General features: G+C 38.0%; 20 protein-coding genes. 11 read left to right on the forward strand and 9 right to left on the reverse strand.

Going from position 1 to position 22,187, the window contains the following annotated elements; all coding sequences use genetic code 11:
* Positions 1-231: 231 nt before the first annotated feature.
* Positions 232-1,239, reverse strand: a complete 1,008-nt coding sequence (gene obgE, locus LB467_RS11645; RefSeq protein WP_224474213.1) for a GTPase ObgE — start codon at positions 1,237-1,239, stop codon at positions 232-234.
* A gap of 108 nt (positions 1,240-1,347) precedes the next feature.
* On the reverse strand, positions 1,348-2,460 hold the full coding sequence (locus LB467_RS11650; protein ID WP_224474214.1) for an adenylate kinase: 1,113 nt from the start codon (positions 2,458-2,460) through the stop codon (positions 1,348-1,350).
* A gap of 117 nt (positions 2,461-2,577) precedes the next feature.
* Between LB467_RS11650 and purK the strand changes: the two genes are divergently transcribed.
* From purK to LB467_RS11675, 5 genes are all read left to right on the forward strand, one after another.
* Positions 2,578-3,735 carry a 5-(carboxyamino)imidazole ribonucleotide synthase gene (gene purK, locus LB467_RS11655; protein ID WP_224474215.1) on the forward strand — a complete coding sequence of 386 codons (1,158 nt, stop codon included), beginning with the start codon at positions 2,578-2,580 and terminating at the stop codon, positions 3,733-3,735.
* A 32-nt stretch (positions 3,736-3,767) separates the two neighbouring features.
* Positions 3,768-4,253, forward strand: a complete 486-nt coding sequence (gene purE, locus LB467_RS11660) for a 5-(carboxyamino)imidazole ribonucleotide mutase (protein WP_224474216.1) — start codon at positions 3,768-3,770, stop codon at positions 4,251-4,253.
* A 298-nt stretch (positions 4,254-4,551) separates the two neighbouring features.
* Positions 4,552-6,585 (forward strand): M3 family metallopeptidase, encoded by a 2,034-nt coding sequence (locus LB467_RS11665; RefSeq protein ID WP_224474217.1) that lies wholly within the window; start codon positions 4,552-4,554, stop codon positions 6,583-6,585.
* A 231-nt stretch (positions 6,586-6,816) separates the two neighbouring features.
* Positions 6,817-7,368, forward strand: coding sequence for a sigma-70 family RNA polymerase sigma factor (locus tag LB467_RS11670; RefSeq protein ID WP_224474218.1), 552 nt, complete (start codon positions 6,817-6,819; stop codon positions 7,366-7,368).
* Between the two features lie 3 nt (positions 7,369-7,371).
* Complete coding sequence (locus LB467_RS11675) at positions 7,372-7,635, forward strand: hypothetical protein (RefSeq protein WP_224474219.1); 264 nt, start codon at positions 7,372-7,374, stop codon at positions 7,633-7,635.
* Here LB467_RS11675 and LB467_RS11680 read toward each other — a convergent pair.
* The gene (locus LB467_RS11680) at positions 7,619-8,437 is read right to left on the reverse strand and encodes a UbiA prenyltransferase family protein (protein WP_224474220.1); all 819 of its coding nucleotides are present in this window, start codon (positions 8,435-8,437) and stop codon (positions 7,619-7,621) included. The genes LB467_RS11675 and LB467_RS11680 overlap by 17 nt on opposite strands.
* Positions 8,438-8,568: 131 nt before the next feature.
* Here LB467_RS11680 and gcvP point away from each other — a divergent pair, with 131 nt between their 5' ends.
* From gcvP to LB467_RS11700, 4 genes are all read left to right on the forward strand, one after another.
* Positions 8,569-11,415: an aminomethyl-transferring glycine dehydrogenase gene (gene gcvP, locus LB467_RS11685; RefSeq protein ID WP_224474221.1), complete on the forward strand. Its 2,847-nt coding sequence runs from the start codon at positions 8,569-8,571 to the stop codon at positions 11,413-11,415.
* A gap of 168 nt (positions 11,416-11,583) precedes the next feature.
* Positions 11,584-12,642 (forward strand): 3-oxoacyl-ACP synthase III family protein, encoded by a 1,059-nt coding sequence (locus LB467_RS11690; RefSeq protein ID WP_224474222.1) that lies wholly within the window; start codon positions 11,584-11,586, stop codon positions 12,640-12,642.
* Entirely contained in the window at positions 12,643-13,164 is a 522-nt protein-coding gene (locus tag LB467_RS11695; RefSeq protein ID WP_224474223.1) for a class I SAM-dependent methyltransferase, read from the forward strand.
* Between the two features lie 48 nt (positions 13,165-13,212).
* On the forward strand, positions 13,213-14,061 hold the full coding sequence (locus tag LB467_RS11700; RefSeq protein ID WP_224474224.1) for a glycosyltransferase family 2 protein: 849 nt from the start codon (positions 13,213-13,215) through the stop codon (positions 14,059-14,061).
* Here the strand turns inward: LB467_RS11700 and pafA are convergent.
* Entirely contained in the window at positions 14,053-15,708 is a 1,656-nt protein-coding gene (gene pafA, locus LB467_RS11705) for an alkaline phosphatase PafA (RefSeq protein ID WP_224474225.1), read from the reverse strand. The two genes, LB467_RS11700 and pafA, sit on opposite strands and share 9 nt — an antisense overlap.
* A 116-nt stretch (positions 15,709-15,824) precedes the next feature.
* Between pafA and LB467_RS11710 the strand changes: the two genes are divergently transcribed.
* Positions 15,825-16,562 (forward strand): MlaE family ABC transporter permease, encoded by a 738-nt coding sequence (locus tag LB467_RS11710; protein ID WP_224474226.1) that lies wholly within the window; start codon positions 15,825-15,827, stop codon positions 16,560-16,562.
* On the forward strand, positions 16,562-17,329 hold the full coding sequence (locus tag LB467_RS11715; protein ID WP_224474227.1) for an ABC transporter ATP-binding protein: 768 nt from the start codon (positions 16,562-16,564) through the stop codon (positions 17,327-17,329). Before LB467_RS11710 ends, LB467_RS11715 begins: the two co-directional genes overlap by 1 nt.
* Here the strand turns inward: LB467_RS11715 and LB467_RS11720 are convergent.
* Genes LB467_RS11720 through LB467_RS11740 form a run of 5 tightly spaced genes read right to left on the reverse strand, consistent with a single transcriptional unit; the run spans position 17,326 to position 22,178 of the window.
* Positions 17,326-18,768 carry a DUF389 domain-containing protein gene (locus LB467_RS11720; protein WP_224474228.1) on the reverse strand — a complete coding sequence of 481 codons (1,443 nt, stop codon included), beginning with the start codon at positions 18,766-18,768 and terminating at the stop codon, positions 17,326-17,328. The genes LB467_RS11715 and LB467_RS11720 overlap by 4 nt on opposite strands.
* A 6-nt stretch (positions 18,769-18,774) precedes the next feature.
* A complete protein-coding gene (locus LB467_RS11725; protein ID WP_224474229.1) occupies positions 18,775-19,857 on the reverse strand; it encodes a mannose-1-phosphate guanylyltransferase in 1,083 nt (360 codons plus the stop codon).
* A gap of 10 nt (positions 19,858-19,867) precedes the next feature.
* The gene (locus tag LB467_RS11730; protein WP_224474230.1) at positions 19,868-20,467 is read right to left on the reverse strand and encodes a SprT-like domain-containing protein; all 600 of its coding nucleotides are present in this window, start codon (positions 20,465-20,467) and stop codon (positions 19,868-19,870) included.
* 3 nt (positions 20,468-20,470) lie between these two features.
* On the reverse strand, positions 20,471-21,151 hold the full coding sequence (locus tag LB467_RS11735; protein WP_224474231.1) for an SDR family NAD(P)-dependent oxidoreductase: 681 nt from the start codon (positions 21,149-21,151) through the stop codon (positions 20,471-20,473).
* A 31-nt stretch (positions 21,152-21,182) separates the two neighbouring features.
* A complete protein-coding gene (locus LB467_RS11740) occupies positions 21,183-22,178 on the reverse strand; it encodes a M20/M25/M40 family metallo-hydrolase (RefSeq protein WP_224474232.1) in 996 nt (331 codons plus the stop codon).
* Positions 22,179-22,187: the final 9 nt, after the last annotated feature.

A 22,187-nucleotide genomic window follows, 5' to 3' on the forward strand; every position in this document is an offset into this window, starting at 1 on the left:
TTCCGCATCCCACGGAAATAACCTGCTCGTAGTCAATTGCTTTCATCCCAATAAGTTTTTACATCACTTAAATTTAAGCAAAAAACTCATCGGTGTTTGCGTGGGCTAAATCATGGGTATTTCATAAGAATAAATTTTTGACTTTTTTACAAAAAAATGCAGCGTAGAAATGAATCCACGCTGCTTAAATTTAATCAAAAACCTTTCAGAAATTCTAAAGATTAACAGGATTTAAGAAGGCTCTTTATTCAGCATTTCCCATAATCTGTCTTTAAGTTCCGTTAAACCTTGTTGCGCTACCGAAGAAATAAACAGGTATGGCGCACCTAAATTTTTATCCAATTCTTGTTTCATTTCCAGTTTTAATTCGGCATCCAGCATATCGCTTTTTGAAATTGCGATAAGCCTATCCTTGTCAAGCATTTCAGGGTTGTACCTTCGTAATTCGTCCAATAGAATTTCGTATTGTTCAGAAATATTAGGAGCATCAGCAGGAACTAAAAACAATAAGGTTGAGTTTCGTTCTATATGTCTTAAAAAACGATGTCCGATTCCCCTACCTTCCGCAGCACCTTCAATTATACCCGGAATATCGGCAACCACAAAAGTTTTAAAGTCGCGATACTCGACTATTCCCAAATTGGGTTTTAAAGTCGTAAACTCATAATCGGCTATCTTAGGTTTCGCGGCAGTAATTACCGAAAGTAAGGTAGATTTCCCCGCATTAGGGAAGCCAACCAGGCCAACATCGGCTAGAATTTTTAACTCCAGAGTGATGTCCACCTCTGTACCGTCTATTCCCGGTTGGGAATATCTTGGGGTTTGATTGGTAGAACTTTTAAAATGCCAGTTTCCACGACCACCCATTCCACCTTCTGCAACGAGATATTCCTTGCCGTCTTCGGTAATTTCGTGGATAATTTCCTGGGTTTCGGTATCCCTGATTACCGTTCCTAAAGGCACTTCAATATATTCATCAGCACCTTCGGAACCTGTACTACGTTGCTTACTACCGTTACTACCGTGTTCAGCGCGAATATGCCTTTTAAATTTTAAGTGATATAATGTCCAAAGGTTTTTGTTCCCTTTTACAATTACATGACCACCACGACCACCATCACCACCATCGGGCCCGCCTTTTGCCACGTATTTTTCGCGGTGCAGGTGCGAAGATCCACTTCCTCCTTTTCCGGAAGCCACATGAATCTTTACATAATCAACAAAATTCCCTTCAGTCATATTTTAAAAATTTAATCAAAAACCTCTGGACAGGCCAGGAGGTATGAATCGCAAACTATTTTATAATTTTGAGCCAGGCCCCGGGATAATCAAACGCTCAATGAGGGATTAAGCCTGTAGCTTATCAATTACGGCACTAAGGCGCTGGGTAATTTCATCTATAGAACCAACCCCGTCTACACCGTAATATTTGTCTTGTTTTTTATAATACTCTTTCAGGATCGCGGTTTCATCATAATAAACCTTAATCCTGTTTCTAATCACCGATTCATCGGCATCATCTTTTCTTCCTGAAGTTTTTCCTCGCTCCAAAAGACGCTCTACTAAAACCTCATCATCAACTTCTAAAGCGATCATTGCCGTTACTTCAGTATTTTTTTCTTTTAACAATTCAGCTAAAGCATCTGCCTGGGCTTCGGTTCTTGGAAATCCATCAAAGATAAACCCATTAGCGCCTTCATTTTTCTCAACTTCAGCCTTCAGCATTTTAATCGTTATCTCATCGGGAACCAAATGCCCTTTATCTATAAATGACTTGGCGTTTAATCCCAATTCGGTTTCGTTCTTAATATTATACCTAAAAACATCTCCGGTAGAGATATGAATAAGCTTATACTTTTCCTTTAGAATGTCTGCCTGAGTTCCTTTGCCGGCGCCGGGAGGGCCAAACAAAACTAAATTTGTCATGTTGTTTTCTTTACGTTTATAGATTTGTGTAAGATTTCTGCCTAAACCATCATAATCCAGGCCATAACCTACAATAAATTTATTAGGGATCTCTAAGCCCCTATATTTAATATTAAAGTCTTTTTTGTAAGCTTCAGGTTTATAAAATAAAGTCACTACTTCGTAATTATCTACATCTTCCGTCTTCAAAATTTTATTAATTTCCTCTAAAGTATTACCGGTATCTACAATATCTTCCAGTAAAATTACTTTTCTACCCTTAAGCGACTGATTTAACCCTAAAAGTGTCTTTACATCTCCGGTAGTTGCGGTGCCCTGGTAAGAACCAAGTTTAACAAAACTCACCTCGCAATCTCCTTTAAACCTTTTAATCACCTCGCTGGCAAACATGAAAGAACCATTAAGCACTCCTAAAAACACCGGGTTTGAATCCCGGTAATCTTCATTAAGCCTATCGGCCACTTTATCGATGGCTAAGTGGATTTCTTCTTCTGAAATATAAGGCTCAAATTCTAAATCGTGTAGTTTTATCAAGTCTGAAAAATTTTAAAGGGCAAAGATAAGGATTCTTAACAACCCAAACTGCCAGATTTCCATAAGAATAATAGCACAGCTTGACCTAAAAAATTATTTTTGCTGAAACTTTAAGGTATGATCAATTATTTTTCTTCAGATTTTAAATTGGGAATTCTTGGCGGGGGCCAGTTGGGCAAAATGATACTTTACGAAACCCGCAAATACGATATTCAAACCAACGTCATAGATCCGAATCCTGAAGCTCCCTGCAAAATAGCTTGCGATTATTTTGAAACCGGCGACCTTATGGATTTTGATACCGTGATTAACTTCGGAAGAAAAGTGGACGTACTCACATTTGAAATTGAAGGCGTTAACGTTAAAGCTTTAAAGCAATTGCAAAAGGAAGGTGTAAAAACCTACCCTTCAGCTGAAACCTTAGAGAAAATTCAGAACAAAGGAGTTCAAAAAAAATTTTATAAAAAACATCAAATCCCTACCGCTGAATTTGAGATTTTTTCCACCAAAAAAGAATTGATTTCTGCTCTTAAAAATGACGAAATCAATCTACCTTTTGTTTGGAAAAGTACCACCGGTGGTTACGATGGCAAGGGAGTTTCGGTTATTAAAAGCAAAGAAACCCTAAACGATCTTCCCAATGTTGAATGCATTGCCGAAACGCTTGTTCCTTTTAAAAATGAATTAGCTGTGATCGTGGCAAGATCGGCTTCAGGTGAAGTAAAAACCTATCCTGTTGTAGAGATGGAATTTCATCCTACCGCAAACCAGGTGGAATATGTGATTTGCCCGGCCAGAATCGAAGATTCTGTAGCGCAAACCGCCAGGGAACTTGCGGTTAAGGTTTCCGAAGCATTTGAACATGTTGGATTACTAGCGGTAGAAATGTTTCAGACAGAAAACGACGAAATTTTGGTCAACGAAGTTGCGCCAAGACCACACAATAGCGGGCATTACAGTATTGAAGCAAGTTACACCAATCAGTTTGAACAACATATTCGCGCTATTTTAGATCTACCATTAGGAAACACCGATAGTAAAGTCGGCGGAATTATGGTAAATTTAGTGGGCGATGCAGATCACGAAGGAGAAGTGGTTTACGAGAATATTGAAAAGATTATGAAAATGCCAGGGGTAACGCCGCATATTTACGGTAAAAAAATTACCCGCCCATTTAGAAAAATGGGTCACGTAACCATTGCGAACAAAGATCTGGCTGAAGCAAGAAAAATTGCTGAAGAGGTTAAGAATTCAATTAAAGTTATTTCTAAATAATAAAACTTCAAGAAGTTTTTGAACATAAAATTATGAGCAAAGTAGCAGTAATAATGGGAAGTACTAGTGACTTACCGGTAATGCAGGATGCCATAGACATTCTGGAAGGTTTTGACCTGGAGGTAGAAGTAGATATCGTTTCTGCCCACCGCACGCCCGAAAAGTTATTTGAATACGGTAAAACCGCACATGAACGGGGAATAAAAGTGATTATCGCCGGTGCAGGTGGCGCCGCCCACTTACCCGGAATGATCGCCTCCCTCTCCCCGCTTCCGGTAATTGGCGTTCCGGTAAAATCCAGCAATTCTATAGACGGCTGGGATTCGGTACTGTCTATTTTACAAATGCCCGGTGGCGTTCCCGTAGCTACAGTAGCCCTTAACGGTGCTAAAAACGCAGGAATTCTTGCAGCTCAAATTATCGGTGCTTCCGATAAATGTACTTTAGATAAAATTTTGGTTTATAAAGAAGGACTAAAACAAAAAGTGATGGAAGGCGCTAAGAAAGTAAAGCGATAAAAAGCAAAAGCCACGTCTTGCGACGTGGCTTTCTATGTAGTAAACTTACCTAAATCTGTACAAATTATTTATTAACCATTCTAAATATTTAAACCAGAAAAACTTTACAAGCTACTACATTTTTTAAAACGTTCAATATTTCAAAGTTGAAATATACAGTTTTTTACAGAAAAGATAACATTTTGTGTTAAAAAATGTTATTAAAAACGTCAAATTCAGGTTAATTAGGCTATTGGCATGGCTAAAACAATGATTAATAGATAAATTAGATGTTAAAATTAAAAATGAAATAGAGATAATGACCACTCAAAATAATCCGCTTTTACAGGAATTTAATCACGCACCGTTTTCTAAAATTAAAAACGAGCATTTTAAACCCGCAATAATTAAAGCCATTGAAATGGCCCGCGAAGAAATCAACGCGATTTCAACAAATACCGAAGAACCCAGCTTCTATAATACCATTGAAACTTTAGAATTTTCAGGAGAAAAATTAGATAGAGTAACCAGTATTTTTTTTAACCTAAATTCAGCTGAAACCAATGAGGAAATTCAGCAAATCGCCCAGGAAGTTTCCCCACTTTTATCGGAATTCAGAAACGATATTATTCTTAACAAAGCACTTTTTGAAAGAGTTAAGTCGGTTTTCGATAAAAAAGAAGAACTTGACCTAAACACTGAGCAAAAGACACTTTTGGACCGAAAATACAAAGCCTTTTCTCGAAATGGTGCCAACCTGCCTATTGAAAAGCAGAACGAACTTAGAGATATTGACAAAAAACTCTCAAAACTGAGTCTGGATTTTGGTCAGAATGTACTTGCCGAAACCAATAAATTTGAGTTACATCTTACCGATGAAAACGATTTAAAAGGCCTCCCGGAGAGCTTTAAAGAAGGAGCCGCGCAGGTAGCAGCTTCAAAACAAAAAGAGGGGTGGATTTTCACGCTGGAATATCCCAGCTACCTTCCTTTTATGAAATATGCCGAAAACAGGGAGCTACGTAAAAAAATGGCACTTGCTTTTGGTTCTAAAGCATTCCATGGCGACGAGTTAGACAACCGGGAAAATGTATTGCAGATAGCTAAATTAAGGTATAAACGTGCACAATTATTGGGTTATAAAACCCACGCCCATTTTGTTTTGGAAGAACGTATGGCCGAAACTCCCGAAAAAGTAAACAGCTTTTTAGAGGAAATCCTCGAAAAAGCAAAGCCGGCTGCAGGAAAGGAATTTGCCGAGTTGGAAAACTTCGCCAAAGAGCTGGACGGGATAGACCAGCTTCAAAAATGGGATGCAGCTTTTTACAGCGAGAAACTGAAGCAAAAATTATTCAATCTCGATGATGAAAAACTGAAACCTTATTTTAAGCTAGAAAATGTAATAGATGGCGTTTTCACGGTAGCCAATAAACTTTACGATTTAAACTTTAAAGAAGTTTTTGACGTTGATAAATATCATGAAGACGTAAAAACCTACCAGGTTATTGATGAAAATAAAAAGAAAATCGCACTCTTTTATGCCGATTTTCATCCAAGACCGGGAAAACGTGATGGTGCCTGGATGACAGGGTATAAATCGCAATACAAAAAAGACGGACAGGAAGAACGCCCGCACATTTCTATTGTGTGTAATTTCACCAAGCCTTCTAAAAAACAACCTTCACTACTCACTTTTAACGAAGTTACCACCCTTTTCCACGAATTTGGTCACGCCTTGCATGGGATGTTAGGAGATACGCATTATCCAAGCCTTTCTGGTGCAAACGTGTATTGGGATTTTGTAGAACTTCCAAGTCAGTTGTTAGAAAATTGGTGTTATGAAAAAGAAGCGCTTCAGTTGTTCGCCAAGCACTATGAAACCGGCGAAGTTATTCCTATGGAATTGGTTCAGAAAATAAAAGAATCGGCCAATTTCCAGGAAGGAATGGCCACGGTAAGGCAGTTGAGTTTCGGAATGTTGGACCTTAGCTGGCACGGGGTAAATCCTTCAGCAATTACAGATGTTAAGGCAAACGAAGATAAAGCTTTTGAACGCACAAAATTATTCCCGAATGTTGCGGAAAACTGTATGAGTACAGCATTCTCTCATATTTTTCAGGGCGGATATTCTGCCGGGTACTATTCCTATAAATGGGCAGAAGTTTTAGATGCCGATACCTTTGAATATTTTCAGCAAAATGGAATCTTTAGCAGGGAAGTCGCAAATAAGTTTAAAACAAATATACTTTCACAAGGAGGCACCGATCACCCAATGACGCTTTATAAGAAATTCCGCGGAAAGGAACCAAAACCCGATGCTCTACTAAAACGAGCCGGATTGATTGAAAAGTGAGATTAGTAAGAAGGTTGTCTGACAGACCTTGGTGTTATCAAGCTGAACTTGTTTCAGCTTCTAACATGTTTTAATTAATAATATCTTAGATCCTGAAATAGATTCAGGATGACGATTATTTCAGACAACCTTTTCTTTTTAATCAATTTTCAGCCTTTAAAACCTTATAAGATCTATAACTTATATATTCAAATAGTTTCATTAATTTTGAGATGACCTTGACGCTAGCCTATGCCAATTCATAAACTCGATCCTACAAAATGGGTGGATAAATATTCAGATTATCTGTTTAACTACGCGATTGTTAGAGTAAACGATCGCGAGGTGGCTAACGATTTAATTTCTGAAACCTTTCTTGCTGGCCTCAATTCTAAAGATAATTTTGAAGGAAGGGCTACAGAGCGCACCTGGCTTATTTCTATTTTAAAGCGAAAAATTATAGATCATTACCGAAAGACCAATTCGCAAAAAGGCCAGGCAGAAGTTCGTATAAATTATTCAGATTCTGAAAATAATGGGGATTGGCTGGAAGAACAGGTCGCCGATACTTTTGATCGTACTGCCGAAGATGAGATGGAAAACACCGAGTTAGGGCTGGCGATTTTAGAATGCCTTGAGCAAATAAACGAAAAACACGCCGCGATATTTAAAATGAAAACCATTGATGGGGCTGATACTGAAGCGGTTTGTAAAGAATTTAATATTAGCCCGTCTAACCTTTGGGTAATCATTCACAGGGCACGCACCGCATTGGCAGAGTGTCTTGAAAAAAACTGGTTCTAAGTTATGCCGAAACGAAAATTTTTCATTTTTGACTGTTCAAAAGCTGAAAACTGCTGCGACAAAAGTCAGTATAATGAAGCGGGAACACGTGAAAAGATCTCCATGCTAATGCATTTGATCTTATGCAGACCCTGCCGTAAGTACACTTCAAAAAACACAAAGCTTACCAGCTTAATTAAAAAATCCAAACTTAAAACCTGCTCTGAAGAAGAGAAAAAGGCCTGGAAAAACCGCATTGAAAAAGAAATGACTAAGAAAAAGCATTAGCTACTACCAGGCACAACAACCAAAATACAGGAATTCCCTCTACCCAAAAAGCCGAATAATAGTCCCCCTGATCTACTTCGGCCGCTTTAATAAAATAGGCCGAAATCAATAAAGCAAAACCTAAAGCAATAAAGTTTGTTTCTGATGTAAAAGGTTTTAAAAATTCCAGCAAAAGCATAATTCCCAATAAAATATAACCGATTTTCTTAGTATTTGCTATTCCAATTTGCTGCGGAATGGTATTTAAATTTCCGGAATCATATTTAAGGTCCCTTATCTCAAAGGGAAGCGTTATGGCGATCACAAAGAAAAAACGCTGAAGGAAACTAAAGCTGATCTCTTTTAAAGAAATCTGATCTATCAACGGTAAAATCACCACTACTCCCGCCCAAACAACTGCGATAATAAAGATCTTTATGCCACCTATATTTCGCAGATTTTGCCTGTTTCTCCCTAATGGAATGGCATAAAGCAAAGTAAAAACACCTAAAATAGCGGAAACTAAAAGTATTTTAAATTCCTGCTTAAAGGCAAAATATAGTAAAGCCAGAAAGCACAAAAGTGAAAAAATTTGTATCAATTTTAGGTTTCGGGCAAGGCTGGCATGATGCAGTTTGGCAATGCCGGCGTACTTTACAAAATTATAGCCGCTAATACTTCCGAAGAAAATAAAGAAAAGCAGATTGTAATCAATTTCAATATTGAATTCCAGGAAACTTAATACGCCTAGCGAAACCACGGACAAAGCCACGTGCAGACTGCTATTTATATAAAAGTCCAGAATGTTTTTTAAACCCTGCATCCTGCTAAAATAATCATTCTTTCCGGGACCAAAATTAGCGCGTTAAATCTTAACAAGTGTATACACCTAAACACTAAAAATTTACGTTAAAAATATGTACTTTCGCAGCACAAAACCACAACTTTATTTTAATGAGAACAGATTCTTTTGCCCTACGCCATATTGGCCCGAGAGAAAGCAATCTACAGGCTATGTTGGACACCATTGGTGTAGATTCGTTAGAACAGTTAATATACGAAACCATCCCGGACGATATTCGTTTAAAATCGCCTTTAAATTTACCTTCTGCACTTAGCGAAAATCAATATGCCGAGCATATTGGCAAACTGGCTGCTAAAAACAAGGTTTTCAAGAGCTATATAGGCCTTGGTTACCACCAGGGAATTCTACCGGCGGTTATCCAAAGAAATATTTTGGAAAACCCGGGTTGGTATACGGCTTATACTCCGTACCAGGCAGAAATTGCACAGGGAAGACTGGAGGCTCTATTGAATTTCCAAACCATGGTAAGTGACCTTACCGGAATGGAGATAGCCAATGCTTCACTTTTAGATGAGTCTACCGCGGCGGCTGAAGCCATGGGACTTTTATTCGCGGTTCGCGATCGTAAGCAAAAGAAAAATGAAGTAAATAAATTCTTTGTTTCTGAACAGGCTTTACCTCAAACTATAGATCTTATTAAAACCCGTGCCGATTTTATGGGCATTGAGTTAGTGGTTGGAAATCACGAAGAATTCGATTTTAGCGATAAATTCTTTGGCGCTTTAGTGCAATATCCAGGGAAATTCGGCCAGGTTTTTAACTATGCCGATTTTGTTTCAAAATGTAAAGATGCTGAAATAAAAGTAGCTGTTGCTGCCGACATTTTAAGTTTAGTAAAATTACAGGCACCCGGAGAACTTGGTGTAGATGTGGTTGTTGGAACTACGCAACGTTTTGGAATCCCCTTAGGTTATGGCGGGCCTCACGCGGCATATTTTGCAACCAAAGAAGAATACAAAAGAAACCTTCCCGGAAGGATTATTGGCGTAACTAAAGATATTGATGGCAATCACGCTTTGAGAATGGCGCTTCAAACCAGGGAACAACATATTAAACGCGATAAAGCGACTTCAAATATTTGTACCGCACAGGTTTTACTTGCCGTAATGGCAGGAATGTATGCGGTTTACCACGGACCTGATGGTTTAAAATATATTGCTGACACCGTTCATTTTTCTACAGTGACTTTAGCTGAAGAACTTGAGAAGATGGGTTTTAAGCAGCTGAATTCCGCTTATTTCGATACGCTTCAGGTAAAAGCTAATGCGCAAAAAATTAAAGCCGAAGCTGAAAAGAACGAAATCAATTTCTATTATCCTGATGCCGAAACGGTTTGTATTTCTTTAAATGAAACCACAACCCAGGACGACATCAATAATATTCTAAAGGTTTTTGCCAGTGTTTCAGGCAAGAATGCAACTGAAATTGAAAGTCTAAAAGAGGAAGAAACAATTCCTTCAGCATTACAAAGAAAAACCGATTTCCTAACGCATAAAGTTTTCAACCTTTATCATTCGGAAACTGAATTGATGCGTTATATCAAAAAACTGGAACGAAAAGACCTTTCGCTTAACCAGTCTATGATCTCGCTTGGAAGTTGTACCATGAAGTTAAATGCAGCTTCAGAAATGCTTCCGCTTAGCAATCCGCAATGGGGAAATATTCACCCATTTGTGCCTGTTGAGCAAGCTGAAGGTTACCAGATCGTTTTAAAAAGACTGGAAGACCAATTAACTGAAATCACCGGATTTTCAGCAACCTCGCTTCAGCCAAATTCTGGTGCGCAGGGAGAATATGCCGGCTTGATGACGATAAGGGCTTTCCACGAATCTAAAGGCGAAGACCATAGAAATATATGTTTAATTCCGTCTTCAGCTCACGGTACCAATCCTGCTTCTGCAGTAATGGCCGGAATGAAAGTGGTAGTGACCAAAGCTTCAGAAAATGGAAATATAGATGTTGATGATCTTCGCGAAAAAGCGATAAAACATAAAGACAATCTCGCCGCTTTAATGGTTACCTACCCATCTACCCACGGGGTTTTTGAATCGGCTATTAAAGAAATTACGCAAATTATTCACGATAATGGCGGACAGGTATATATGGATGGCGCAAATATGAACGCCCAGGTTGGATTAACAAACCCTGGAGTTATTGGCGCCGATGTTTGTCACTTAAACCTGCATAAAACATTTGCAATTCCTCACGGTGGTGGTGGCCCCGGGGTAGGACCTATTTGTGTAGCAGAACAATTAAAGCCGTTTTTACCCGGAAACCCGGTGATTAAAACCGGTGGTGAAAAAGCTATTGGAGCAATTTCTTCAGCACCCTGGGGTTCTTCTTTAGTTTGCCTGATTTCTTATGGTTATATTACCATGTTAGGCAGTAAAGGGCTTCAGAAAGCTACTGAATATGCTATTCTAAACGCTAATTATGTAAAAGAGCGCTTAAACGAGCATTATAAAACATTATACTCGGGAGAACGCGGTCGTGCTGCTCACGAGATGATTTTGGATTGCCGTCCATTTAAAGAAAAAGGTATTGAAGTAGTGGATATCGCTAAACGATTGATAGATTACGGTTTCCACGCGCCAACTGTTTCCTTCCCTGTGGCAGGAACAATGATGATAGAACCTACCGAAAGTGAGAGCAAGGCTGAACTGGACAGATTCTGTGATGCGCTTATTTCTATTAGACAGGAAATTGAAGAACTGGATAGCGAAGAAGATAACGTACTTAAAAATGCGCCACATACTATTACGATGTTGACATCAGATGAGTGGAAATTTTCTTATACCAGGGAAAAAGCAGCTTACCCGTTAAACTATGTATCAGAAAATAAATTCTGGCCAAGTGTAAGACGTGTAGACGAAGCATTTGGAGACAGAAACCTAATGTGTACCTGCCCTCCTATAGAGGAATATATGGACGCTTAAGTTTAAAAAAATGCCTGAAAATTTTCTACAGAAGTCATTCTCGAAAATTATTTTCAGGCATTTTTTATAATGTGATTTTAATCACATTTCAGTTTATTTTTCAGTTTCGTTTAAAGCTCACTATATTTGTAATTAATACATTAGAGTTTAATCTTAATTAAAAGTCAGATGAATATTAAAATTACCGGCACAGGTAGTTATATCCCCAAAGTTATAACCGCAAATGCTGACTTTGACAATCATGAATTTTTCAATCTTGACGGAACAGGATTTCCGCAGGACAATAAAACAACCATTGCCAAATTTAAGGCCATAACGGGAATTGAAGAACGGCGTTACCTGGAGGAGAATTTAAATACTTCAGATATGGCAGTCATTGCCGCCCAGCAAGCTTTGGAAACTTCAGGAACAGATCCCGAAACTTTAGATTATATAATTGTAGCCCACAATTATGGCGATGTAAAGCATGAAAGCATACAGAGTGATACGGTGCCGAGTATGGCCACACGGGTGAAATACCATTTGCGTATTAAAAACCCAAAATGCGTTGGATATGACGTACTTTTCGGTTGCCCGGGCTGGATTGAAGGGATGATACAGGCACAGGCCTTTATAAAAGCCGGTATGGCAAAAAAATGCCTTGTAATTGGTGCAGAAGCTTTATCTCGAGTAGTAGATAAACATGACCGTGATTCTATGATTTTTTCTGATGGTGCCGGTGCAGTTGTAGTGGAAGAAACCGAAGAAGAAGGCGGTATTCTTGCCCACGAATCGGGAACTTATGCTTTTAACGAAGCTAATTATATTTACTTCGGAAAATCTAACCGAACTGAATCGCCAGAGGATTTGCGCTATATAAAAATGAACGGTCGTAAAATCTACGAATTTGCATTAATGCATGTTCCTGCGGCTATGAAAACCTGTTTGGAAAATAGTGGCAAAACTATAAAAGACCTTAAAAAAATCTTTATCCACCAGGCAAACGAGAAGATGGATGAAGCTATTATTAAGCGATTCTACAAACTTCATAACCAGGAAGTGCCAGACAAAGTTATGCCAATGACTATTCAGGAATTGGGTAATAGCAGTGTGGCTACGGTTCCTACGCTTTACGATCTTGTCGTGAAAAACAAAATAGCCGAGCAACATCTGGAAAAAGGAGATGTGGTGATGTTTGCCAGTGTTGGTGCGGGAATGAACGTAAACGCGATTGTTTATCAATATTAGATGTACGAAAATACTTTTCCAAACAAACGTTATAAAGAAACTTTAGATTTTTTAGAATCCAATGTACCGGCTCCTGCTAAAATTCTTGATTTAGGAGTAAAAAATCCTTTTTCAGAAATTATGGAGGAGCATAATTATGAGGTACAAAACACCAAAGGGGAAGACTTAGACCTGAATACCGAAGCTGTGGAAACTTCCGTCTATAATGTAGTTACAGCTTTCGAAATTTTTGAACATTTGGTCGCCCCCTACAATGTTTTAGCAAATATTAAGGCTAAAAAATTAGTGGCTACAGTTCCGCTTAAATTATGGTTTTCCAGCGCCTACCGTAGTAAAACCGATATGCGCGACCGGCATTACCACGAATTTGAAGACTGGCAATTCGACTGGCTTTTGGAGAAAGCTGGCTGGAAAATTATTAGCAGAAAAAAATGGACCAACCCGGTAAAGAAACTGGGAATCAGGCCTGTTTTAAGATATTTCACTCCAAGATATTATGCGGTTTATGCGGAAAGGATCTAAGCGGAATTACTTTTTTCTTAAATCATAGTAACTTCTAAATTTCGCCATTTGAAGATTTGCATCATCATTCCCGCCTATAACGAAGCTGAATTTATTGGCGAAACACTTCAATCTTTAATAAATCAAAGTTTTCCGGCTAATAAAATTGTGGTGGTAGATGATGGCTCTACCGATACCACTCCAGATATTGTATCTAATTTTTCTACAAAATATCCTGAAATTTCGCTGGTCAAAAATACTTCAGAAGGTGTTCATTTGCCCGGTAGTAAAGTGATCAATGCTTTTAATTCGGGTTTAGAAAACCTGGATAAGTCTTTCGATATCATTTGTAAATTTGATGCCGATTTAATTTTTCCGAAAGAATATTTAGAGAAAATCAAGCTTCATTTTGAGCAAAACCCAAAAGCAGGAATGGTTGGCGGATTTTGTGAAATTCAAAAGAATGAAGAATGGGTACTGGAAAACCTCACCGGGAAAGATCATATTCGCGGAGCTTTAAAAGCTTACCGAAAAGCCTGTTTTAAGGATATTGGAGGGCTTAAACTGGCAATGGGCTGGGATACGGTAGATGAGTTGCTTGCACAATACCACGGCTGGGAAATAAAAACCGATGAAAGCCTAAGGGTAAAGCATCTTAAACCCACCGGAAAGAATTACAGCAATACATCAAAATATAAGCAGGGCGCAGCTTTTTACAGATTAAGATACGGTTTTGTTATTTCTGTAATCGCTTCAGCTAAACTTGCCTTTAAAAAGAAAGATTTAGGCTTTTTCCGCGATTGCATAGTTGGCTTTCTGCAAGCTAAAAATGAAAAACGACCTTTTTTTGTAAATCAAGATGAAGGCCGTTTTATTAGAAATTTACGCTGGAAAAAAATGCAGAAAAAATTATTCTGAACTTTCACTTTCTCCTGTATCCAACATCATAAATAATGGTTTTCCTGTGGTTGCATTTGGAAAAGATATTCCCAAAATAGTTGAAACCGTTGGAGCTATATCTACTATCTCTGTTCTTTGTGTTGTGCTGCCTTTTTTCACTCCATTTCCGTAGAAAATTAATGGGGCGTGAGTATCATACATCAATCCGCTGCCGTGGGTTGAACCCGTTCTGGAATAAACAATGGTTGCGGGATCTAAAACATACACTATATCTCCACTCCTTTTTTGATTAAATCCATTTTGGATAGCAGCTCCCGCTCCTGTAACAAAACTTCCGCTGCTAAGCTGATCCCTGGTAAAAACTTTATCTATTTGATCCAGCTGAAGAATGTAATGCGCCAATTTAGATTGTAATTCTGAAAAACTGATTTCGGCTTCTTGCATTACTTCATAATTAAAAAATATCTGACTATTGTATACACTTTCTATAAGGTCCTCTTCATCAAATTCTTCTGCTGTAAATTCTTTAAGCTCTTCAGTAAATTCATCAGATTCAAAATACCCGGCTGGTATATTTACAGATTCCAGATAAGCCGGCACATCTACTCCACCGTGATCTGCAGTTAAGAAAATTGTATAATTACCTTCCCCTACCTTTTCATCTAGATGAGTTAATAAATCGGCAATATTTTGGTCTAATCTTAAATAAGTATCCTGAATTTCCTTAGAATTCACTCCGAAATTATGCCCAATATAATCTGTGCTGGAATAGCTTAAAGTAAGTACATCGGTATCGTCATCCATCCCTAATTCTTCTGCATCTATGGCCGCCAAAGCAAAATCTGTAGTTATATCGTTCCCGTAAGCAGTAGCTTTAAGAATTTCAAATTTACGATCGGTATCTCCCAGTTTGGTTAGATCATATGGGAAAGAAGCTGTTTCCTTTCCTTTAAATCCTCCTTCAAATTCATTTATATCACTTCCACTCTCTTTATAAGTTTCAATATCATATAAAGTGTTCCAGCTTTTCAAATAAGATTCTACGTTACCTGAAGCGTTAAAATCTTCAACCCACTGCGGTAATTCATTCATATAAAATGAACTGGTTATCCATTTTCCTTCATCGGCTCCGTGAAACCAGTAAGCTGCATTTGCGGTATGCCCGGCTGGAAGTATAGACCCACGGTCTTTTAAACCTACGCCAATAGTTTTTCCACGCATTTGCGTATGCAAGCGATTTTCATCAGCAAAACTTGTGGTTTTCATTCGGTGGGGAGACATTTTTCCCGCATCATCCTGAGTTCCCACTGGCGTTACAGAATTGTCTCCCGCACAGTAAACCGACTCGTGTGTAAATTTATCGTACCAGCCATTACCTATAATCCCGTGGTTCATTGGGCTGGTGCCGGTGAAAACCGAAGCATGCCCCGGCCCGGTATAGGTAGGCACATAATTAAAATGATTGTTCTTGAAATTGTAACCTTCATTTATCATCTTTTTAAATCCGTTTTCTCCAAACTTATCCCAGAACCGGGTAAGATAGTCGTAGCGCATCTGGTCTACAACAATCCCCACCACAAGTTTGGGTTTTTCCTGCATTTTCTCCTGAGAAAAAGTCTGAAAAGTCAATAAACCGGCCAATAGTAAAAATGTAAATCGCCTCATTATATTTGTTTTATAGAAGTAGCTCAAAAATACTAAACTTATAAGGCTAAAGATTAATTCTACGTTAAATACTTTGGAGTAATTTTTTAGTATTTTAGCTTTACAAAAATTGCTTAATGAACTATTTACACTCCATTGGGGAATATTTTTTAATGCTAAAGGGTACTTTTCACCGAATGACAAAAGCATCGGTTTTGAAAGGTTTAATCATTAAAGAACTAGATGACCTGATAATTGGCTCCATGGGAATTGTAGCTTTTCTGTCATTTTTTATTGGAGCTGTGGTAGCTCTGCAAACAGCCCTAAATTTAAATAACCCGTTAATTCCCAAAACACTTATCGCCTACGCTGCCAGGCAATCTATAATCCTGGAATTCGCACCTACATTTATCTCGGTTATTATGGCGGGTAAGGTGGGTTCCTATATAACCTCCAGTATAGGTTCTATGAACGTAACCGAACAAATTGATGCCTTGGAAGTAATGGGTATAAACTCTTTGAACTACCTTATTTTCCCGAAGATTGTGGCAATGTTATTTTATCCTTTCGTAATTGCCATCTCTATGTTCCTTGGTGTTTTTGGAGCTTATGTTGCTGCAGTTCTGGGAGGTTTCGTACCCCCAGATCTTTTTATTCAGGGTCTTCAGGAAGATTTTATTCCTTTCCACCTTGTTTACGCTTTTATCAAAACATTTTTATTTGCATTCATATTGGCAACCGTTCCCGCTTATCACGGATATTATATGAAAGGCGGCGCTTTGGAAGTTGGCCAGGCCAGTACCACATCTTTTGTATGGACAAGTGTGGTTATTATTATCACAAATTACGCAGTAACCCAATTATTACTAAGTTAATGATAGAGATAGAGAATTTACATAAAGCATTTGATGGAGAGGAGATCTTAAAAGGTATTAATTATACGTTTGAAAAAAGTAAAACGAACCTTATTATTGGGGGGTCTGGTTCCGGTAAAAGTGTACTTCTAAAATGCATGCTTGGATTATTAACTCCGGAAAAAGGTACTATAAAATATGACGGCAAACCTTATTCTGAATTTACTGAAGATGAAAAAAAAGACCTAAGTAAGCAGATAGGAATGATTTTTCAAGGTGGCGCCCTTTTTGATTCTATGACTGTGGAAGAGAACGTTATGTTCCCTTTAAGAATGTTTACTCACAGAAAAAAGAAAAAGGAAAACCTGGAACGAGTAAAAGAAGTTTTAAAACGAGTAAACCTGGAAGGCTCTGAGAAAAAATTACCTTCAGAAATTAGTGGAGGGATGCAAAAAAGGGTTTCTATTGCCCGCGCTATTGTGAACCGACCTAAATATCTATTTTGTGATGAACCGAACTCTGGTCTGGATCCTAAAACTGCAACGGTAATAGATAAACTTATCCAGGAGATCACCCACGAGTACGATATTACTACGATAATTATTACCCATGACATGAACTCGGTTTTGGAAATTGGTGAAAAAATCGCTTTTTTAAAAGATGGGGTTTTAGCCTGGAAAGGCGATAAATCGCAGATCTTTCAAACCGATGACGAAACCGTAACCGACTTTGTTTATTCCTCCAACCTTTTCCAAAAGGTAAGGGAAGCACAACAAAAAGGGCTTTAATTAACCGATCTTACCTGCAGCGTATCCAATTTTAAACGAACCTTCAACCATTTTTCAAAACGCTGTTTTTGTTCAGCAATTTGACCTGCATTTAATTCTTTCTTCCAGCCAACTGTAAAGGTGGGAATCGTGTCGGTTTTTGTAAAATTGGTTTTGATTAGGTTAGAATAGCCTAATTCGCCAATACCTTCATAATTTATTTTCGCTTCCTGACTTAAATCGCTAAATGAAAAACCGTCACCCCGATATTTAGATATTTCATTTTCCAGAATCGCAATTTTTTCATCTTTATTCTCGATAAGCTCCTGATTCTTCATATAGAGATCTTCAAGAATACCACTTCTAACCTGAGTGGATAGCTGATCAAGGTCTCCAGTGGGATTTGCTCCCTGGTGAATTATCAACTCAGATTCCTTTAAAGCTTCAATATCTTCCAATTGCTTTTTCCAGGTAGAAATTGTTGCCTGGGGTACCCGATTCCCAATTAGATATACTTCAATACTTCTTTCATTATAATCGTAAGACGATTTTATAGCCTCAGTGCCTTCATATCGCATCACATTCGATACAAATTCTTTGGCCTTAGATTCAAATAATTGTTCCTGAAGTAAGAAAACAAACAAAATAACACTTGGAATCATCACAATTACAGCTATAGTCGAAGCTATTTGTGCGGTTCTTCTACGTTTTTTGCTATTTACATATTTCACCAATGGGAATCCAAGCACTTTGGTTACTACAAAAGTAGAAAGCGCAATAAATACCGCATTAATTGAAAAAAGATATAATGCACCACCTGCATAAGACCAGTTACCAATGGCCAGACCATAACCTACGGTACATAAAGGCGGCATAAGTGCTGTAGCAATCGCAACCCCAAGAATTACACTGGCAATGGTCCCCTTTTTGGTTTTGGCTACGATAAGCGCCAAACCACCAAAAATAGCCACTAATACATCTAAAATAGTAGGATAGGTTCTTGCAATAAGTTCCGGAGTTTCTTCTTTTACAGGAGAAATAAGAAAATAAATATAAGCGGTAAGTACACTTAAGCCTACCATTAAACCAAGATTGATAAAGGATTTTCTAAGGGTCAGCACATCGTTTATAGCTACCGACATTCCTACACCTACAATCGGACCCATTAAAGGAGAAATAAGCATCGCTCCAATAACAACCGCAGTACTACTTACATTAAGTCCTACAGAAGCCACAAATATGGAAAAAATAAGAATCCAGGCATTGTGTCCTTTAAAAGAAATATCTTTCTTTACCGCCTCTACTGTGGATTCCCTATCGGTATCATGCCGAATCTCTAAAAGCTCTTTTATAAGCGATTTTATATTTTTCCAAATCCCTTTTGCGTTTGCACCTAGATCTTCCGATTTCTTCTGCGAATCGAGGGATTGATTATTTTCAGGTTTCTGATTATTATCCATAAAATTTTAACCTAGTTCTTCACCAAAATTCTCAATTGCCTTTTCCCTAAGCGCCTTGATTTCCTGTATTTTTTCCTTCGGAGAAATTAACAACACATTATCATTTTCTACCACGATAAAATCCTTTAAGCCTTCTAAGACCACAACCTTGCTATTTTGAGTTTTAATAATATTTCCGGTAGAATTAATAGGCAGTAAACGCCCGTTTACCATTGTATTACCTCGATCGTCCTGCGGCAGTTCATCTTCCAGGGATTTCCAGGTTCCCAGATCGTTCCATTTAAATTTTGCTGGAATAACATATACCTTATCAGACTTTTCTATAATTGCGTAATCTATAGAAACATTCTGTGTTTTATGATAGTTTTCATTTAAAAATTCCTGCTCCCGATCAGTATTGTAATAATCATTTCCCGCTTCAAAAAGTCTGAAAGTTTCCGGTTGGTACTTTTTAAAACTTTCCAGAATAAAAGCGGCACTCCAGATAAAAATACCCGCATTCCAAAGATAATTCCCTTCCTCTAAAAAGGTTTCAGCCTTTTTAAATGAAGGTTTCTCAGTAAACTTTAAAACCCTTTTAGAACCTTCGGTTTCATCTTTTTTGTATTTAATATATCCATACCCGGTATTGGGAAAAGTAGGTTCAATACCCAGAGTAACGAGTTTATTTTCAGAGGAAACAATATTAAAAGCTTCTTCAATATTTTCTTGAAAATCGTTATCACCCTGAATCCAGTGATCACTAGGTGCTACAAGAATTAACGCGTCCTTGTTTTTCTTCTTGATCTTTAAAGCGCCTAATAAAATGCTAGGGGCTGTATTTCGCATTTCAGGTTCCAGTACAATCTGCTCATCTTCTACCTGCGGCAGCTGCTCTTTTACCGTTTCTCTATAATCTTTATGAGTAAGGATTATAATATTCTCTTTAGGCATCAGCTTGGCCAAACGATGAAAAGTAGTTTGGATAAGCGTTGATCCTGCCCCAAGAATATCTTGAAATTGCTTGGGAAATTGCGTGGTACTTATAGGCCAGAACCGGGAACCAATCCCGCCGGCCATTAAAATCGCGTAGTGATTTGTGTTTTTCATAGAAAAGAAATTAATTTTTGAGCAACTCAACTTCCGCATTGGGTTGAAACAAATAAACTTTGCCCGTATCTACTTCCAGACATTCGTAGCGTTTTATTCTTCTCTCCCCTTTTTTAAACGTTTTACCATTATAGATTCTGAAAATCCCTCCAAATGGAATTTCAAAAATATAGTTTTTATCATTCTCAGGATCAAAACTTTTAAGCGCTACCGATAATTTTGCATCAGTATCACTACTGGCTTTTGGATTTCTAAAATGCTGCGCAATTACCGGAAGCAATCCTGAAGGAAAAATTTCAGGTCTAATAAAAGGCAACATTAACTCCCTGAAGGTAAATTTCCATTCGTGACCATGGGGTTTTATTTTCCTCCCAAATCTTTCGAAAGCTAATAAATGCGCTATTTCATGTACCGAAGTGATTAAAAAACGGTATTTGTTCAGGTTTGCATTAACCGTAATTTGCTGAGCTCCGTTTGGCATTCTCCGGTAATCCCCATGCCTGGTTTTGCGCTCATTTACAATCTTTAAATGAACATTATTGGCCTTAATCATTTCAAATACCGGAGGAACAGCTCGTTCTGGAATATATCTTTCAAGGATTTCTCTCATCGGCTACGGTGTGCTACTGGATACCTGGAGCAATTTCCCATTATAAAATTTATGCCCGGTGAGACTAAAATTTGCGATATATTCAGCCATATCCTTCGCCGAAAGTGGAACTTCCAGACCGGGAAATGCTTCTTCCAGCATTTCGGTTTGTACCGCTCCTAAAGCTAATACATTAAATGAAGGTCCATTTTCTTTATATTCTTCAGCCAAAAGTTCGGTTAATGTAATAACGGCTGCCTTACTCGAACTATAAGCCGAAAGTCCCGGGAATTTCACACTGCCCTGCACCCCACCCATCGTACTAATGTTGACTACGTGTGCATTTTTATTCATAAAAGGTAGTAGTTTTTGAGTTAAACCAACTACTCCAAATACATTAGTGCTATATATTTTCTGAAATTCTTCTGCTGAAATTTCTTCAAAAGGCTTATTGATAAGTGCCCCGGCATTATTTAGCAAAACATCCACCTGTTCCCATTTCGCATCGATAAACGCTGAAACTTTTTTAAGATCTTCAGCCTTTGAAATATCGCAGGAAAAAGTTGTTACGCTGTCTAAATTAAGCTCAGAAACCGGTTTATCGTTTCGGGAAAGCGCCAGTACCTTATGCCCCTTTTCGGCAAAAAACTTTACCATTTCATAGCCAATTCCGCGGCTGGTTCCTGTTATGACAATATGTTTCATTTATTTAAAATTATTTCCGATGTTCACTTTTTTAGTGTCCAGCATCATGTTGGTTTAACTTTATTTCTTTTTCTGGCGTGTTGGCCATTTTTAATATTCCCGGGATCACGCTTTCAATCACTCTCGTCATATGAGATACATCAAGTTTTTCAGCTTCATCGGCCACGTGATGATAGTAATCATAATTAGTGAAATCGAAAGTTGAAATTGTTTGAGACGGGACATTAAATTCCTCGAAAAACGGATAATTATCGCTTCGTTTAAACAGGTTATATTCCTTGGCCTGTGGCAGAAAGCCAAGCACTTTTTCCCCTGAATATTCATTGAATTTTTCAGCAAAATTAGAATTTTCGTAACCGGTTAGATAGCCTATATAATCTTTTTCGTTCATAGGCACGCCAATCATTTCAAAATTGAATAAAGTGTAAAGATCCAGGTCGTCTTCCTTAAGTTTCTGTGCTATTTTCTTTGCACCTTGAAGCCCCATTTCTTCAGCCGAAAATAATACGAACATGATACTGCGTTTATTATCGTCTATTTCAGCAAATTTCTTGGCCAGTTCTACAACAGCCACAGTCCCGGCAGCATTATCGTTCGCACCATTAGCGATTGAATCTCCTTCTATCGGCTCCTGAATTCCTATATGATCATAATGAGCTCCAAGAATAATGAATTCATCCTTTAGCTTAGAATCGTTTCCTTCCAGTACTCCAACTATATTAAATCCTTCCATACCCTGGATTTCAAAATTATGGCGGTAAGTGTCAAAATATTTTTGAAGACCGTTTTCTTCAAAAATGCTTTCAATTCTTTGCGCGGCCATTTCAATTCCTTCCGAACCTGTTTGTCTTCCTTTTAATTCGTCTGAAGACAAATAATTCAGTAATTCTTCAACTTCAGCTTGCTGAACATTGATATTTAAACCGGTTTTTACTTCTTCTGAAGTTTGGACCGCTTGTGAGTTTCCGCAGGAAGAAATTAGCAGAAGCGCGGCAAATAAAGCAAAACTTAGTGTGATTTTTCTCATACCGTTAAA

Origin of the sequence: Salegentibacter tibetensis (assembly GCF_020164485.1) — a bacterium.
Taxonomy (GTDB): Bacteria; Bacteroidota; Bacteroidia; order Flavobacteriales; family Flavobacteriaceae; genus Salegentibacter; species Salegentibacter tibetensis.

Coding starts and splice junctions, on each gene's coding strand:
- gcvP (WP_224474221.1), top strand. CDS start 8,569: ATGAGAACAGATTCTTTTGCCCTACGCCATATTGGCCCGAGAGAAAGC.
- LB467_RS11725 (WP_224474229.1), bottom strand. CDS start 19,857: ATGAAAAACACAAATCACTACGCGATTTTAATGGCCGGCGGGATTGGT.
- LB467_RS11690 (WP_224474222.1), top strand. CDS start 11,584: ATGAATATTAAAATTACCGGCACAGGTAGTTATATCCCCAAAGTTATA.
- LB467_RS11735 (WP_224474231.1), bottom strand. CDS start 21,151: ATGAAACATATTGTCATAACAGGAACCAGCCGCGGAATTGGCTATGAA.
- LB467_RS11720 (WP_224474228.1), bottom strand. CDS start 18,768: ATGGATAATAATCAGAAACCTGAAAATAATCAATCCCTCGATTCGCAG.
- purE (WP_224474216.1), top strand. CDS start 3,768: ATGAGCAAAGTAGCAGTAATAATGGGAAGTACTAGTGACTTACCGGTA.
- pafA (WP_224474225.1), bottom strand. CDS start 15,708: ATGAGGCGATTTACATTTTTACTATTGGCCGGTTTATTGACTTTTCAG.
- purK (WP_224474215.1), top strand. CDS start 2,578: ATGATCAATTATTTTTCTTCAGATTTTAAATTGGGAATTCTTGGCGGG.
- LB467_RS11675 (WP_224474219.1), top strand. CDS start 7,372: ATGCCGAAACGAAAATTTTTCATTTTTGACTGTTCAAAAGCTGAAAAC.
- LB467_RS11715 (WP_224474227.1), top strand. CDS start 16,562: ATGATAGAGATAGAGAATTTACATAAAGCATTTGATGGAGAGGAGATC.
- LB467_RS11695 (WP_224474223.1), top strand. CDS start 12,643: ATGTACGAAAATACTTTTCCAAACAAACGTTATAAAGAAACTTTAGAT.
- LB467_RS11680 (WP_224474220.1), bottom strand. CDS start 8,437: ATGCAGGGTTTAAAAAACATTCTGGACTTTTATATAAATAGCAGTCTG.
- LB467_RS11670 (WP_224474218.1), top strand. CDS start 6,817: ATGCCAATTCATAAACTCGATCCTACAAAATGGGTGGATAAATATTCA.
- LB467_RS11730 (WP_224474230.1), bottom strand. CDS start 20,467: ATGAGAGAAATCCTTGAAAGATATATTCCAGAACGAGCTGTTCCTCCG.
- LB467_RS11740 (WP_224474232.1), bottom strand. CDS start 22,178: ATGAGAAAAATCACACTAAGTTTTGCTTTATTTGCCGCGCTTCTGCTA.
- LB467_RS11665 (WP_224474217.1), top strand. CDS start 4,552: ATGACCACTCAAAATAATCCGCTTTTACAGGAATTTAATCACGCACCG.
- obgE (WP_224474213.1), bottom strand. CDS start 1,239: ATGACTGAAGGGAATTTTGTTGATTATGTAAAGATTCATGTGGCTTCC.
- LB467_RS11710 (WP_224474226.1), top strand. CDS start 15,825: ATGAACTATTTACACTCCATTGGGGAATATTTTTTAATGCTAAAGGGT.